Here is a 14,581-nt window from a genome sequence, read left to right as displayed (position 1 = left end):
CGATTCCCAACGCTCGAAAGTACACTATATAGACGAACTAAACCGTTTCGATCTATATATTGCTGATTTGAAATCGCTCTTGGGATTTATGCAAAATGCTCATTTATATTTGAACGACGATTTTACCGAAATACTGTTTTCCTTCAGCCAAAAGTGCGAAGGCTTCGCCGATTCGGCTGAGCGGGAATACCCGGTCAATGACAGGATGTAAACGATGGCGGGAAATGGCACGATTCATGTTTTCGAAATGTTCCCGGTTACCGACTTGGCTGCCGCGAATCGTCGCAGCCTTCTGCAAAATGCTGGTGACATCAAACTCAGGAATAGTCAAGCCCGATAAGAAGCCGACCATGTTCACAGTCCCTCCGGTACGAAGTGCATTGATGGATTGCGCCATTGTTGCCGCTCCCCCTACATCCAGGACATGGTCTACTCCGCCGTCTGTCAGCTCCAGAACCACCTTATCCCACTCGGGAACTTCCGAATAGTTGATTGTCTGCCATGCGCCGAGATCCTTTGCCCGTTCCAGCTTGTCATTGCTGCTCGATGTGATAATTATCCTTGCTCCCGCCATCAGAGAGAATTGAAGTCCAAAGATGGAAACACCGCCTGTTCCTTGCAAGAGCACCGTATCCCCCGCTCGCAGCCCACCGGATTCCATCAGCATGCTCCATGCGGTTAATGCTGCAATCGGCAAGGTGGAAGCCTCCTCCCAAGAAAGGTGACCCGGAATGGCGACGACCCCTTCTTCATGCAGAACGATATATTCAGACGCCACTCCACTGAGCGGGCCTCCCAGACTGTCCTTTAATACCTCCGCTCTCGTGCTCCCGCCAATGAATTTCTGTTGTAAATTTGCCGCTACCCTTTGTCCAATCTGAAATTTTGTCACCCCTTCGCCCACAGCTACAATTTCACCCGCTCCATCGGATAACGGAATGAAGGGAAATTGAATGCCGATCGGCATTAGCCCGTTGATAATCACCAAATCCCGGTAATTCAGGGACGCTGCCCTTATGCGGATCAGAACTTCCAGCCGTCCCGGCACCGGTATGTCAAGTTCCGTCAAGGTTAACTCTTCAAAGCCAAAACCGTCTTTCAGTTGCACTGCTTTCATTTTGGTTGTCCTCCCTGTAATGTTAAACTTTTTACCTAGTATGGATACGGTGTATTACGAAAGAAACACTGTTTCTTATACAATACACTGTATCCAATTGTCTTCAAGACGTCAATCTTTACTTTAAAAATAAAAACGGTCGTAAACTGCCTCCGGGCTTTTAACGTTCCTTACCAAGTAAAATTGGAGACTAAGTGGCTTCGCTTGTCCAGAACTTACTCAGGTGGGCAAGCAGACCAAAAAACGCGAGTTGCAGGGGTGAAATAACCTCTGCAACTCGCGTTTTTTACATTAATGGTGATAAAGCGCTGTCCAATAGAATTGGAATTTGCTTATGCCACAGCCTTATTTAAGCTCCAATTTTTATAAACTACGTCTACTTAAATTTGTTCCTGACTATATTACGCTACTAAGCATAAAATTGGAGGGCGGACCAGGCTCCGGCTTGCCAAACAAATAACCCTGAGCCAGTGACACACCTGCTTCACGACAAAATTCAAAATCCTCCATCTGCTCTACGCCTTCAGCCAACACTTGGCCTCCAAAACGAAAAGCCGATTCTACAATCCCTGTAATTTGCCGCTTCTGATCACTGTTACTATGACAGCCGTCAATTATACTGCGGTCAATTTTAACATAATCCGGCTGAAGGCAATTCATAAGCTCTGTCGTAGAATAACCTGCCCCCACATCGTCCAGGGCTACCGAAACTCCTCGATTTCGATATTGATCAAAGATATGATGTAAAAAATTAAGGTCGTCTATCTCTTCCGTTTCTACGACCTCAAATACAAAATCCTTCGTACTCATGGATAACCGATCAATCGTCTCAAAGGTGTGATTCAAGCAATAAGCCGGATTATAAATGGTGGAAGGGAGAAAGTTAATAAAACGTTTAATTCCCGCCGGAAGGCATGTTGCACTTTTTTCAATAGCGGAAATACGAGCCGAGCGATCCAGATGAGCATGCAAGCCAGCTTCACGGGCGATTTCAAACAGCCGGAAAGGCTGAAAAGGTCTCTCTGCATGTGACGGACGCAGCAAAAACTCAAACCCGATAATATCCAGCTTGTGATCAACAATAGGCTGCATATGGCTGGAAAAACTTTGATCCTTAATAATACTCACGATATCTGGATGTTGCAGTCTGGCTTGCAATTGACTAAATAAAAGCCAGTCCTCATATCCTTCGATATAATGCAAGCCCGTTACCACAACTTGCATATGGTTCAGGTATTCCTGCGGCAGATGAGCCAGTCCGTTAACCAACTGTTCCAGCTCTGAACGGCTGTCAAAGCGAAACTCTATGCTGCCCTCACGCCCATGTTCCTGCTTCAGTTGTTCCGATAGCATACCCAAACCATCTAATGCTGGAGTAAGCGACACCCTGGAATGCCTAATTCTGAGCAATCCTTGATCCTTAATAGGTAATATGATGCTGCAATTGCTGCATGTCATAATGGTCCTCCTCGGAACAATTTTCCGGTTTTTTCACCATTATATCACAAATAACTAGAACAAAAGCACTATATAATTACGTGTTTTTACAAAAAAGTAGCTTATTCTTAACGACAACTTAGGACTTAAGTATATATTCGACAAAAATCAGAAAACTTTTTGCAATCATGATAAATTCGGAGCTGTTGTTTTTGGTATCAAAAAAGCAGCAAATCTCTTGGTTAAAGAGACTTGCTGCTTCATTCTGATATTGAGTGGAAACTAAAATCCGAAGTTATTTGGACGCCTTCGGCTTCGTTGTTTTAGCTGGTTTAACAGCTGCAGGTTTGGTCGTTTTAACAGCTGGTTTTGCTGTTGCTTTCGCGGGAGCCACAGCTTCCTTTACAGGAGTCGTTGCTGCACTAGGCTTAGCGCCAGCTTTTAAGCTGTATTTGGCAAAGCCGTCTGCCGCGCTGCTCAAGTATGAAATTTGTTGATTTCCTGCCAGCACGTCTTTGGCATCAGGAGAGGACTCGAAAGTAACCTTTGCCTGACCAAAAGGAGCTATAGACCAATTGCCATCCGCCGATGGATTAATCGTTCCGTTCGTACGGATATAGTCAATAATGACCTGGCGACTTTCATCCGGTGCTGCCATCACAATTCGTTTGCCATCTGGGTTGGCCAGTTTGGATGAGGAAGCACGATAGTTATTGGTGGCTACGATAAATTTCTGCGCAGGATCAATAGCCTTCCCATTGTATTGCAGATCAATGATACGATGAGCTGAAGAATCAATAATAGTTCCCTTGGCATCATATCGTGCAGGCTGAGTTACATCAATCTGGTAATTCACACCGTCAATGACATCAAAATTGTAGGTTGGGAAATCTTTGTTGATCAGCGATTGCTCCTCAGTTTGCTTTGGATCAATGCGGTTGAACTGACCTGCAGACCACTCCAGCCACTCCTGAATTTCAGCACCGGTCACTTCTACAGCATGAACCGTGTTCGGATACACATACAGGTCGGACACGTTTTTAATCGCTATCGTACCTTCAGGAATGTTGGTGTAATACTCGGCTCCGTTTCGACCACCGGCCTTGAATGGAGCGCCTGCCGACAATACGGGAAGATTTTCGTATTCGGTCCCTTTAAGATGGTTTTGAACATACCATTTCTGTGCATTCGTCACAATTTGAATGGAAGGGTCATCCTGCACTAATGCAAAATAACTGTTAATCGGTGCAGTCGTTGTTCCAACAGGTTGGCGAACATAATCCAGCGTTCCTTGATGCTCTTCCTTGATCGAATCTGTCAGTTTGTAGTCAGGAGTAAACTGCACAGCCTGGTTAGTGGTACTCACAACCGGACGTACTTCAGACTGAGAGTTAGTTACGTTCCACTCGCGGTTTCTCTTTTCCAGGCTCAGGTCAATAATACCCAGCTCCTTGCCCCATGAGGAAGCCTCCACAGCCGGTACGCCGTTAATGGTTCCTTTATCTAGATCTACACCCTTCATTTCTTTAAAATCAGGGCCGGGGAAAGATTTATGAGCATGCCCAAACAAAATAGCGTTAATTCCGTCCACCTGGCTTAAATATTTAACGGCATTCTCCATCATTGGCGTTTGCGGCACATCCTCATAACCTGTGTGCGCAAGCACGACAATAATGTCAGCACCTTCCGTCTTCATTTGAGGAATAAACTTTTTCGCCGTTTCCACAATATCCTTCGTAACGACTTTATCCTTCAAATTGGCTTCATCCCACTGCATAATTTGTGGTGTGACCAAACCGATGACGCCCACTCTAAGGATGTGCTCTTGGCCCTTCTCGTCCGTTACCGTTTTATCAAGAATTCGATAAGGGGTAAAATAATTTTTAGTAGCTTGCCCCCCCTTGTCAACATAAACATTCGCATTTACGTAAGGAAAATCGGCTCCCTTGAGCGATTTCTCCAGAAAATCGAGACCGTAGTTGAATTCGTGGTTACCCACTGTCGCCGCATCATAGCCCATCAAGTTCATCATCTTGTAGACTGGATGGACACCGCCTTCTTTTTCATAGGTTTTGTTTCTGGCCATATAATCGCCTAATGGATTGCCCTGTAACAAATCACCGTTATCGAACAGCATGCTGTTTCTTGTTTCACTACGCGCCTGTTGGATCAAACCAGCTGTGCTAATCAAGCCATATTCGTTGGTTTCTTTGTCTGAATAGTAATCATAGTTCATCAGCGACGCATGAATATCCGTTGTTTCCATGATCCGCAAATTCACCGTAGCGCTATCGCGAGAATCGCTAGCTGCCCAGGATGGAGCGGCCGAAAACACCAGCATGCTACAAGCCACAACTGCTGCTGTAAACCCTTTAAACCAATTTTTACGAAATAACAAAATATACCCCTCCTCATTAAGGTGTATGCCTCATATACATACTTTTGCACATATATGTAAGCCTTGAACCCACCATTTCTATTTTAATCCAACGCCAGATAAAAGAGTAGTCATTTACTTAAATTATTTATGAAAAAATAATTAATTTTCTCAAAAATAAAAACCAGCAAACCTCCTAAAAAACTCGGAGATTTACTGGTTTGTCCATTTATATTCTTATTATTTATTCCACACTTGGCGCTCAGTTTGCTGACCCACATACTCAATGCGTGTCGGATTCACGTCCAGAATGACATAATCGGGATCATCCGGTCCGGAAAACCATTCCTTCAAGGAATCGTTCCACACTTGTTTGCGCAGCCCCTCATCAGCTGTGATCTGGACGGTAGCCTCCACTTCTACGACTTCCTTCGTACCGCCAACTTCATAACCCAGCAGCAGATAAGCATTCGGATTGTCCTTTAGCTCATCCACTTTATGAGTTTTGCGATCTGTCGCCAGATGAATGTTCATTCCATCGTTAAAAAGGGCCATATAGCGTACTTTCGGTTTGCCACCCTCTACCGTACCTAACGAGCAAAATTTGTTGTTATCCAAAGCCTTCACAATGGCTTGTTCCAGTTGGTTGCGATCCAATGTTTCCGTTTTACCCACAGTACAACAACTCCTTTTCACGAATTAGAATTCTCTACGGCCACGCCATTGGGCACCAGCCCATCTGAACCTACTTGCGTAGCTGTTCTGAAAATAACATGACCGGATCGAATCGAATTGATTCATGCTCATTTTCAGATCAAAGCTCACAGTAAAAGTGTACCCTGTGGTTCGGCAAATGAACCGTCATCTCTCCCTTCATGCTGGACAGACCCGCATTCAAGGCATATAATCGTCGTAGTAAACCCGAATAAATGAACCCATTAAACCATACAATGCCAGGGGTGCTGGAATCGGCCGGCTGAGAGTGTGTCCCAAGACACTGACCCTTACAACCTGATCTGGGTAATGCCAGCGTAGGAATGCTTAAGCAAGATGTGCCTTTTTTACATAGGACCATCCCTTACTTTGGTATATACAAGCGCAAGCGTCCCGGAAACTCGGGGCGCTTTTTTTGTTGAAGATTATGTTGTTGGAAAGATCGCGTCCGGCAGATGTTATTTTTAGAAAATGGGGAACTTAAGCTGTCTGATTGGACGGATAACGGGTAATTAAAGGAGAGAACACAACGATGAAGCGCATGAAAATATTAAGCCTGGGACTGATCAGTCTGTGGCTCATGGCCCTGACCCTGACCGCTTGCGGTGGAAGTCCCCCCACATCCCAAGAAGCGGCTCCCGCTACCGACACTCAAACGTCTACTCCGGCAAAGGGGCTCAAAGATGTTAAAGTCGTGCTCGACTGGACACCCAATACGAATCATACGGGACTCTATGTCGCTAAGGACAAAGGATTTTACGAAAAAGCGGGTTTGAATGTCCAAATTGTTCAACCTGGTTCAGGCGGAGCTGATCAAATGGTTGCTTCTAATGCTGCACCTTTTGGTATCAGCTACCAAGAAGGCGTCACACAGGCTCGTACGCAAGGCGTGCCGCTTGTATCCATCGCTGCGGTGATTCAGCATAATACCTCAGGCTTCGCAGCCCCGGTAGATCGTGGAATTAAGAGCCCGAAAGATTTTGAAGGTAAAAAATACGGCGGTTGGGGCTCTCCCGTAGAAGAAGCGGTCATGAAATCCATCATGGATTCAGACAAAGGCGATGTGAGCAAAGTGAAGATCATCAACATGGGCAATGCAGACTATTTTACAGCCGTGAAGCGGGATATCGACTTTGCCTGGATTTTCTACGCATGGACCGGAATCGAGGCCCAGCTTCGAGGTGAGCCATTGGATATGCTGTATGTAAAAGATTATTCCAAAAGCCTCGATTACTATACACCTGTAATTGTGAGCAACGAACAGACAATAAAAAATGATCCCGAGCTGGTCAAAGCGTTCATGGACGCTACCGCACAAGGCTATGAATACACTATCGCTCATCCGGAAGAAGCCGCAGACATCTTAAGCAAAGCTGTACCGGAGCTGGATAAAAAACTGGTGCTTGCCAGCCAAAAATGGCTAAGCCCGCGTTATCAGGACGATGCCGCGCAATGGGGTGTGCAAAAACCGGAGGTATGGCAAAACTATTCGGACTGGATGTACGAACGCAAGCTGCTCAGCAAGCCTTTGGAAGTCGATAAAGCCTTCACAAACGGTTTCCTGCCCAAGCGTTGATCATTTGTTAAAACGCTAAATAAGACTGATCTAGAGAAGTGAACAAAGCGCCACTACGCAGTCGGATGGTGCTTCCCATCGCTGCTGTACCCAGATTTCTTTTATGAATATCTGGGTACAAAGGCGAACGCTAACGCTTGTACAGCACCATTCCGCCCACTTCGTTCTCGTTCTACTTGGTTTATTCTTTAGCTTTTCATATTATCTAAGCGCTAAGTAGGTGCGCTTGTGTGTTAAAAATGCCACACAAACCAGCTTTAAAAATAGGGTGCTTTTAAGGCGGTTGGCAGCGTAGTGGTTCATTTGAATCTGGAGAAGCGCAGCGATCGTAAGATCAAATGAAACGCGAAGCGGTCTCCCCGCCTTAAACCACCATATTTTTTTAATAACACTCCAAATAAAGGACAGGTGAATTTGCATGGCTAACACACTGCTCAGTATTCAAGTAATCCCTAAAACTCCTAATAACGAGGACTCTTACCCGTATGTAGATAAGGCGATTGAGGTCATTCAGCGCTCCGGTGTCAAACATCAGGTGAATCCATTGGATACGACCATGGAGGGCGAGCTCGACGAGTTGCTGAAAGTGGTTAAAGAAATGCACGAAGCTTTGACGGAAGCGGGCAGTCCCAGCGTCATTTCACAGATCAAAATCGCACATAACCCACAAGGCATCAGCATGAACAAGCTGACCGAGAAATATCGCCCATGAATCCGAAAGGCAAGAACGCATCCTGGTGGAAAAGCGTATGGCCGCCCTTTGTGGCGGTCCTCTTCTTTTTAGCGGCCTGGCAGGGGGCGGTTTCCTATTTGCATGTTGAATCCTGGCTGCTGCCTGCTCCATCCCTCATCGTACAAGAGGGCATAGCCCAGACAGCGCTGCTTGGTGCCCATACATGGGCTACGATTCGTCTGACACTTGCGGGATTCGCGATAGGGACAGCAACGGGACTGTTGATCGCCATCGTTCTTCATACGATTCCTTTTCTCAAATCCGCCCTGTATCCGCTGCTTATCCTGAGCCAAAACATTCCAATCATCGCCCTGGGACCGCTGCTCATGGTGTGGTTTGGTTTTGGGGTGCTGCCCAAGCTGATGGTCATTACCCTAGTATGCTTTTTTCCTGTGGCTGTAGCTGCCATGGACGGGCTGACTCGAACAGACCGTACGATGATGAACTATATGCGGATGTCGGGTGCAAGCCGCATGGCTATTTTTATGAAGCTGGAGCTGCCACATTCCCTGCCGCAAGTCTTTTCTGGCGTTAAAATTGCTGCTACCTATAGTGTGATGGGCGCGATCATTGCGGAATGGATCGGAGCTAGTGAAGGAATTGGATATTATATGCTGCTGCAAAAATCGGCCTATCGCACGGACCTCATTTTTGCCGCCATCGGCATTATTGTTGCACTCAGCTTACTCATGTTTGTGGTTATTTTACTACTGGAGAAATGGCTGGTTCGCTGGAAACCCGATCGAGAGTAGCTTCCTCCTTGAATTACATACAGCAAAGAAAGGACGTGGCGCGTATGAGTCTGCATCCGACTGACTTATCATCATACAACGTGGCTAATGAACAACGAACCGGGGAACAGCAGAGTCCTTCAACCGCTCCTCCTGCTTTGGAATTGGACGGGATCAGCCTCGCCTTCCGCGAAAAGCGAAGCCTACTGCCCGTACTGCAGGATGTATCCCTCACAGTCAAGCCAGGAGAATTCGTTTCCCTCATTGGTCCGTCAGGCAGCGGCAAAAGCACGCTGTTTCACATCATCGGCGGGCTACTCAAACCACAGCAGGGACGTATCCGTATGCACGGACGGGACATGACTGGTGAACGTGGGCATATCAGCTATATGCCGCAGCAGCCCGCCCTTTTCCCGTGGCGTACCACGCTGGACAACGTACTGCTTGGGCAGGAAAATGCTCCACGTAAAAATACAGCAGTACCCCCTCAGTACGCCAGTGAACGCGAGCGTCGCAAAGAAGCCTTGCAATGGCTCGAACAGGTTGGACTTGGTAAATTCGCCAAGGCGTATCCACATACGCTGTCTGGTGGAATGCAACAGCGCGCAGCCTTTCTTCGCGCACTGCTCAGCCCACAGGAATTAATGCTGCTGGATGAGCCGTTCAGCGCACTCGATGCGCTGACACGTGCAGACATGCAGCAATGGTTATTACGGATGTGGGAAAAGAACCGCCGTTCTGTGCTGTTTATTACCCACAGCATTGAAGAAGCGTTGCTGCTCTCCGACCGCATCTATGTGCTGTCGGCGCGACCTGCTTCAGTGGTGCATGTCGTAGATGTCCCTTTTCCCCGCCCGCGTAGGGAAGAAATCACCCTCGATCCGCTCTTTATTGAATGGAAGCGGACCATGACCAGCTGGATGCGCGAGGAAAAACATAAACTGGACGGCGACATGGACAATGCTCAGAGCGTCCACAAGAATATCCCAGAAGATGGATTGAATCGACATGAGTGACGTAAAAGTTCGATGTGCATTGAAATGGAACAGCCAAACAAAGCCAGGCTTGGATTTGACCGCAATTGGACCCGCTCCATTGATCGACGCGCATATTCATGTAGACAGCTACCCGCCCGAACAACAGGAATTATTGCTCGCTTCACTTGCCAATAGCAGCGTCCAAGCCGTGATAGCCGTGTCGATGCATCTGGGCTCCAGCCGAGCCAATCTGCAGTTAGCCAAGCGTTACCCCGGGCTGGTACGACCAGCCTTTGGCTTTCATCCCGAACAGGCTCTTCCACCGCAAGCTGAGCTTGAACTCTTGTTCAACTGGATGGACGAACATGTACAGCAGATGGTCGCCGTGGGTGAAGTCGGCTTGCCCTATTACAATCGGCTGGAAGCCTCACAGAGCGGTTCACCTTTTGACCTCGCTCCCTACATAGTGCTACTAGAGCGCTTTATCCAGTTTGCAAGCAAGCATAACAAGCCCATTGTCCTGCACGCCGTTTATGAGGACGCAGACATCGCCTGTGACCTTTTGGAACGTCATGGCATCACACAGGCGCATTTTCACTGGTTCAAGGGCTCTACCGCCACGATCGAACGTATGGCCCGGAACGGCTATTATGTCTCCTTCACACCGGATCTCTTGTACGAAGAAGAGATCCGCAGTTTGGCAAGACAGTATCCGTCTGATCAGATCATGGCAGAGACAGATGGTCCTTGGCCGTTCGAGGGACCTTTTACTGGACAAGAGACACATCCCCGGATGACTGCCGACGTCATTCGTGCGTACAGCAAACTGACCCATCAAGATGAATCTGCCGTCCGTCAATTATTTTATGAAAATACGAGACGCTTTTACTCACTATCTGATTGATAAAGGCATACCAGCTATTTACTGACTGGAAGGTTTACAACCACAACATGCAACCAAAGCAAAGAACCTCCTTATTTACGCGGGACTTCATCATACGTAAATAAGGAGGTTCTTGTATTTTCAAACGTATATAGCTCAAATACTACTTGTATTTTGCAGAGTTTTTTGTCGCCACTCAGCTTTTATTGCTTCAAGAAACCCTTCTGTTCCAAAAATGGCTTCAACTGCAAGCGCGCTGGCTCGGTCAGTCTCGCAGCCATTTGCTCAGACCATGGCGTAGAGCGTTGACCGCCTGTACGTTCCTTCAAATATTCCGCTGATGTGTGATCGTATACCTCTACAGCTTTCATCGTCTGATTTTTGTCGTAACCGTTCATATGCAAAACACCGGACAGTGGAAGACGTGGACGCAAGCCCGTTTCCTGATCCGGTACACCAATACACATACCGAACACTGGATACACCAGCTCTGGCAACCCTAACAACTCAGATACCTCTGCTATTTTAGTACGAATGCCGCCGATGTAGACGATGCCCAGGCCCAGTGATTCAGCGGCTACCGCTGCATTTTGTGCGGCTAACGCGGCATCAATGGTCGCAACCGTATAATTTTCAACAGAACCTTCATAGGAAGGCTGACCTGGCTGATGGTGTAGTGTGACCTGCTTCAGACGGTACAGATCTGCGCACCATACCAGAAACGCGGGGCATTGCTCAACGTAAGCCTGTCCTCCTGCCAACTCGGCCAGTTTTGTTTTTAAAGAAGGCTCGGTAACGGCAATAACGGTATATGCCTGCACATTACTGGACGAGGAAGCCATTTGGCCAGCTGCCACAATAGCTGCGAGCTGCTCGTCGGTAATGGGGTCTGACTTGAATTTTCGCACAGACCGGTGGTTCATCAACAAGGAAATCGTATCATTCATGACTGCTTCACTCCTAATCCATAATATAAGCTCTTTATCTACTTCAAGCTGTGAGTATACGAAGAAGTTCTTGCATGCTTGCTTGGCACTCCTACAAATATTATGGAACTTTCGCGAATGATAAGCAACCTGACGTGATGAAAGTTGAATGGTTTAAAAAAACAAACGCAACAAAAAGCAAGTACGCACCAATTGTGCGTACTTGCTCTATACTCTGATAATAACTTTATCTCGCAACAGATGTCCGACAGTACGCTATCCTGCTAATACATCCATACATTTACAGCTTCACCCGTTGGAGACGCAGTGCATTCAGCACGACCGAAACAGAGCTAAATGCCATAGCTGCTCCCGCCAACCATGGGGCAAGGAAGCCCAAAGCGGCAATCGGAATACCGATCACGTTATAACCGAGCGCCCAAAACAGATTTTGCCGTATGTTTGTCATGGTCCGGCGGCTCATTTCGATCGCATCAGGAATGCTGTTCAGGTTGCCACGCATGAGGGTAATATCCGCCGCCTCCATTGCCACATCCGTTCCCGTGCCCATCGCCATCCCAATATTAGCAGTAGCCAGCGCAGGCGCATCGTTAATACCATCCCCAACCATAGCTACGATCATGCCCTGCTCCTGAAGCCGTTTCACTTCTTCAGCCTTTCCTTCAGGCAGCACCTCCGCCAGCACTCGTTCAATTCCAGCCTCGGTGGCAACAGCCCGCGCAGTCCGTTCATTGTCACCCGTAATCATGATCACTTCAATGTTCATCGCGCGCAGACGGGTAACTGCCTCCCGTGACGTTTCTTTAATCGTATCCGCCACGGCCACCAATCCAGCATAGGCACCATCCACAGCAACAAGCATCGCGGTTTTCCCTGCGCTTTCCAGCTCATTCATATGCTGCTCAGCTGAGTCATCTATCGCGATGCCTTCCCTGCTCATCAATCGGCGTGTACCCGCCAATACCTGCTTACCTTCCACATGCGCTTTCACACCATAACCCGGAATATTTTCAAAATCTGTCGGTCCTACCAGCTCAATGCCTCGATCTGCAATCCCCTTTACAATGGCTTCCGCCAGCGGATGCTCCGAGCTTTTTTCTGCCGCACCGAGCAAACGCAGCAAATCCTTTTCAGCCAAGCCGCTTGCTCCAACCATAACATCCGTCAGCTCTGGCTTGCCATTCGTAACTGTACCTGTCTTATCCAATACCACTGCGTTGACTGAACGGGTCATCTCCAAATGCTCGCCGCCCTTGAACAGAATACCGTATTCAGCGGCACGTCCCGATCCTGCCATAATAGACGTTGGGGTTGCCAATCCGAGCGCACAAGGGCAAGCAATGACGAGAACTGCAATCATTTTCTCCAGTGAGCCTGCAAAATCAGTCGGCGTCACAAGGAAAAACCAGACGATAAAGGCCAACACAGCGATAACAACAACAATGGGGACAAAAATACCGGAAATCTGATCCGCAATCCGCTGAATCGGAGCCTTGGAGTTTTGCGCATCTTCCACGACCTTAATAATACGGGCCAACGCCGTATCACCACCCACACGCTCAGCCTGGATACGTAGTACCCCGTTTTTATTGAGCGTCGCCCCTGTAACTGCGGAACCTGCTTCTTTTTCAACCGGAAGACTCTCACCACTTAACATAGATTCGTCCACTGCCGAACGTCCGTCCACGACCACACCATCGACAGGAATTTTCTCGCCGGGTCGTACAATAAAGATATCCTTCACACGTACCTGTTCGATTGGTATATCAAGCTCTTGTTCATCACGTACTACACGTGCCGTCGTTGCCTGTAGACTCATCAGGCTCTTGATCGCCTCGGACGAACGCCCTTTGGCTACCGCTTCGAACCATTTACCAACCAAAATAAGCGTAATTAGCACCGCGCTTGTCTCGTAATACAGCTCTGGCATGGTCATGACAGGCATTCCCGCCATTCCCTCCATGACATCAGACGGACGCAGAGTAAGGTACAAGCTGTAAAAATAAGCCGCAGATGTACCCAGTGCAACTAACACATCCATATTCGAACTGCCGTTACGAAGCGCTTTGTACGCGCCCACATAAAACTGCCAACCAATGACGAACTGAATCGGCGTTGTCAGCACTAGTTGGAACCATGGATTCAAGAACAGTTCTGGCACATAAATCCATGATGTAAAGGAAAAATGAGCCACCATTGCCCACAACAACGGAAATGACAGCACTGCAGACACAATCCACTTCCATTTTTTACGATGGATATCCTTACTGCGCACATCCGCAATATTGTCCTCAGCGCTCTGCGGAATCGCTCCGTAGCCTAGCTGTTCAATCTTGCTCACCAGATCACCAACCGCAATACTCCCAGCTGCATATTCCACATGAGCTGTTTCCATCGCCAAATTTACCGTGGCACCTGTTACACTAGGCATCCGATTCAATCCCTTTTCAATCCGGGTTGCACAGGCCGCGCAAGTCATGCCCGTCACATTCAGATTGGCTTCTTCACTTACAGTTCCAAACCCAAGAGAAGCAATTTTATCGCGAAACTCAGGGATCTCCACCTGCTTGGGATCATAGGATATCGACGCCTGCTCCAAAGCCAAATTCACATTAGCCTGTGCCACACCGTCTATTCGATTTAAACCTTTCTCAATACGGCTTGCGCAAGCGGCACAAGACATCCCCGTAATATGAAGCGTTGTCTGCTTGTCACCGTCGGTCGCACGGTTTTCCATGGTAATCCTCCTCCTATACCCCAGTGGGGTATATCATATCCAAAAAGAAAAAGCTTCTAATATGGAAGCTTCTCCTTCGAAACAAGTCTGTTCACACATAAAGCATCTTCAGCTTAAACAACATCATAGCCCTGGTCTTCAATGGCTGTTTTCAGAGCCTCAACGTTCAGCTTGGACTCGTCATATTCTACATTCACTTGCTTCGTTTCGAGGCTGACCTTGCCGGTAGCGCCAACTTTCTCCAAAGCCCCTTCTACTGCTTTCACGCAATGATTGCAGCTCATGCCTTCTACGTTCAATGTAACTTGTGCCATTTTCTTTTCCTCCTCAGGGGTACTTCCGTACCCATAAT

12 protein-coding genes and 1 riboswitch are annotated in these 14,581 nt (G+C 47.7%); of the genes, 5 read left to right on the top strand and 7 right to left on the bottom strand.

From position 1 onward, the window contains the following. Positions 1 to 103: 103 nt before the first annotated feature. The 4 genes from ACUUJN_RS02280 to ACUUJN_RS02265 all read right to left on the bottom strand — a co-directional run bounded on the left by ACUUJN_RS02280 (position 104) and on the right by ACUUJN_RS02265 (position 5,606). Positions 104 to 1,117 carry a zinc-dependent alcohol dehydrogenase family protein gene (locus ACUUJN_RS02280; RefSeq protein ID WP_484669219.1) on the bottom strand — a complete coding sequence of 338 codons (1,014 nt, stop codon included), beginning with the start codon at positions 1,115 to 1,117 and terminating at the stop codon, positions 104 to 106. A gap of 396 nt (positions 1,118 to 1,513) precedes the next feature. Then, positions 1,514 to 2,575, bottom strand: coding sequence for an EAL domain-containing protein (locus ACUUJN_RS02275; protein WP_028541210.1), 1,062 nt, complete (start codon positions 2,573 to 2,575; stop codon positions 1,514 to 1,516). 274 nt (positions 2,576 to 2,849) lie between these two features. Further along, positions 2,850 to 4,952 carry a bifunctional 2',3'-cyclic-nucleotide 2'-phosphodiesterase/3'-nucleotidase gene (locus ACUUJN_RS02270; RefSeq protein WP_028541211.1) on the bottom strand — a complete coding sequence of 701 codons (2,103 nt, stop codon included), beginning with the start codon at positions 4,950 to 4,952 and terminating at the stop codon, positions 2,850 to 2,852. A gap of 219 nt (positions 4,953 to 5,171) precedes the next feature. After that, positions 5,172 to 5,606: a pyridoxamine 5'-phosphate oxidase family protein gene (locus tag ACUUJN_RS02265; RefSeq protein WP_028541212.1), complete on the bottom strand. Its 435-nt coding sequence runs from the start codon at positions 5,604 to 5,606 to the stop codon at positions 5,172 to 5,174. A gap of 270 nt (positions 5,607 to 5,876) precedes the next feature. Further along, positions 5,877 to 5,986, top strand: a riboswitch (TPP riboswitch). 191 nt (positions 5,987 to 6,177) lie between these two features. On the opposite strand from ACUUJN_RS02265, the gene ACUUJN_RS02260 reads away from it, so the two are divergent. From ACUUJN_RS02260 to ACUUJN_RS02240, 5 genes are all read left to right on the top strand, one after another. Then, on the top strand, positions 6,178 to 7,221 hold the full coding sequence (locus ACUUJN_RS02260; protein WP_023986704.1) for an ABC transporter substrate-binding protein: 1,044 nt from the start codon (positions 6,178 to 6,180) through the stop codon (positions 7,219 to 7,221). A gap of 418 nt (positions 7,222 to 7,639) precedes the next feature. Further along, positions 7,640 to 7,933 carry an MTH1187 family thiamine-binding protein gene (locus tag ACUUJN_RS02255; RefSeq protein ID WP_016818835.1) on the top strand — a complete coding sequence of 98 codons (294 nt, stop codon included), beginning with the start codon at positions 7,640 to 7,642 and terminating at the stop codon, positions 7,931 to 7,933. Then, positions 7,930 to 8,706 carry an ABC transporter permease gene (locus ACUUJN_RS02250; RefSeq protein ID WP_023986702.1) on the top strand — a complete coding sequence of 259 codons (777 nt, stop codon included), beginning with the start codon at positions 7,930 to 7,932 and terminating at the stop codon, positions 8,704 to 8,706. The genes ACUUJN_RS02255 and ACUUJN_RS02250 overlap by 4 nt, the downstream gene beginning before the upstream one ends. A 44-nt stretch (positions 8,707 to 8,750) precedes the next feature. Beyond that, positions 8,751 to 9,701 (top strand): ABC transporter ATP-binding protein, encoded by a 951-nt coding sequence (locus ACUUJN_RS02245; RefSeq protein ID WP_053326524.1) that lies wholly within the window; start codon positions 8,751 to 8,753, stop codon positions 9,699 to 9,701. Next, positions 9,694 to 10,566 carry a TatD family hydrolase gene (locus ACUUJN_RS02240; protein WP_075153605.1) on the top strand — a complete coding sequence of 291 codons (873 nt, stop codon included), beginning with the start codon at positions 9,694 to 9,696 and terminating at the stop codon, positions 10,564 to 10,566. The genes ACUUJN_RS02245 and ACUUJN_RS02240 overlap by 8 nt, the downstream gene beginning before the upstream one ends. A 182-nt stretch (positions 10,567 to 10,748) precedes the next feature. Here the strand turns inward: ACUUJN_RS02240 and nfsA are convergent, their stop codons facing one another. The 3 genes from nfsA to ACUUJN_RS02225 all read right to left on the bottom strand — a co-directional run bounded on the left by nfsA (position 10,749) and on the right by ACUUJN_RS02225 (position 14,543). After that, entirely contained in the window at positions 10,749 to 11,492 is a 744-nt protein-coding gene (gene nfsA, locus ACUUJN_RS02235; RefSeq protein ID WP_023986699.1) for an oxygen-insensitive NADPH nitroreductase, read from the bottom strand. 280 nt (positions 11,493 to 11,772) lie between these two features. Then, positions 11,773 to 14,229: a heavy metal translocating P-type ATPase gene (locus tag ACUUJN_RS02230; RefSeq protein ID WP_484669218.1), complete on the bottom strand. Its 2,457-nt coding sequence runs from the start codon at positions 14,227 to 14,229 to the stop codon at positions 11,773 to 11,775. A gap of 113 nt (positions 14,230 to 14,342) precedes the next feature. After that, on the bottom strand, positions 14,343 to 14,543 hold the full coding sequence (locus tag ACUUJN_RS02225) for a copper ion binding protein (RefSeq protein WP_013308457.1): 201 nt from the start codon (positions 14,541 to 14,543) through the stop codon (positions 14,343 to 14,345). Between the last annotated feature and the right edge of the window lie 38 nt (positions 14,544 to 14,581).

The organism is Paenibacillus sp. LRG-1, assembly GCF_057220305.1.
Note: the sequence above shows the minus strand (reverse complement) of the source record. Positions and strands in the feature narration are given on the sequence as shown.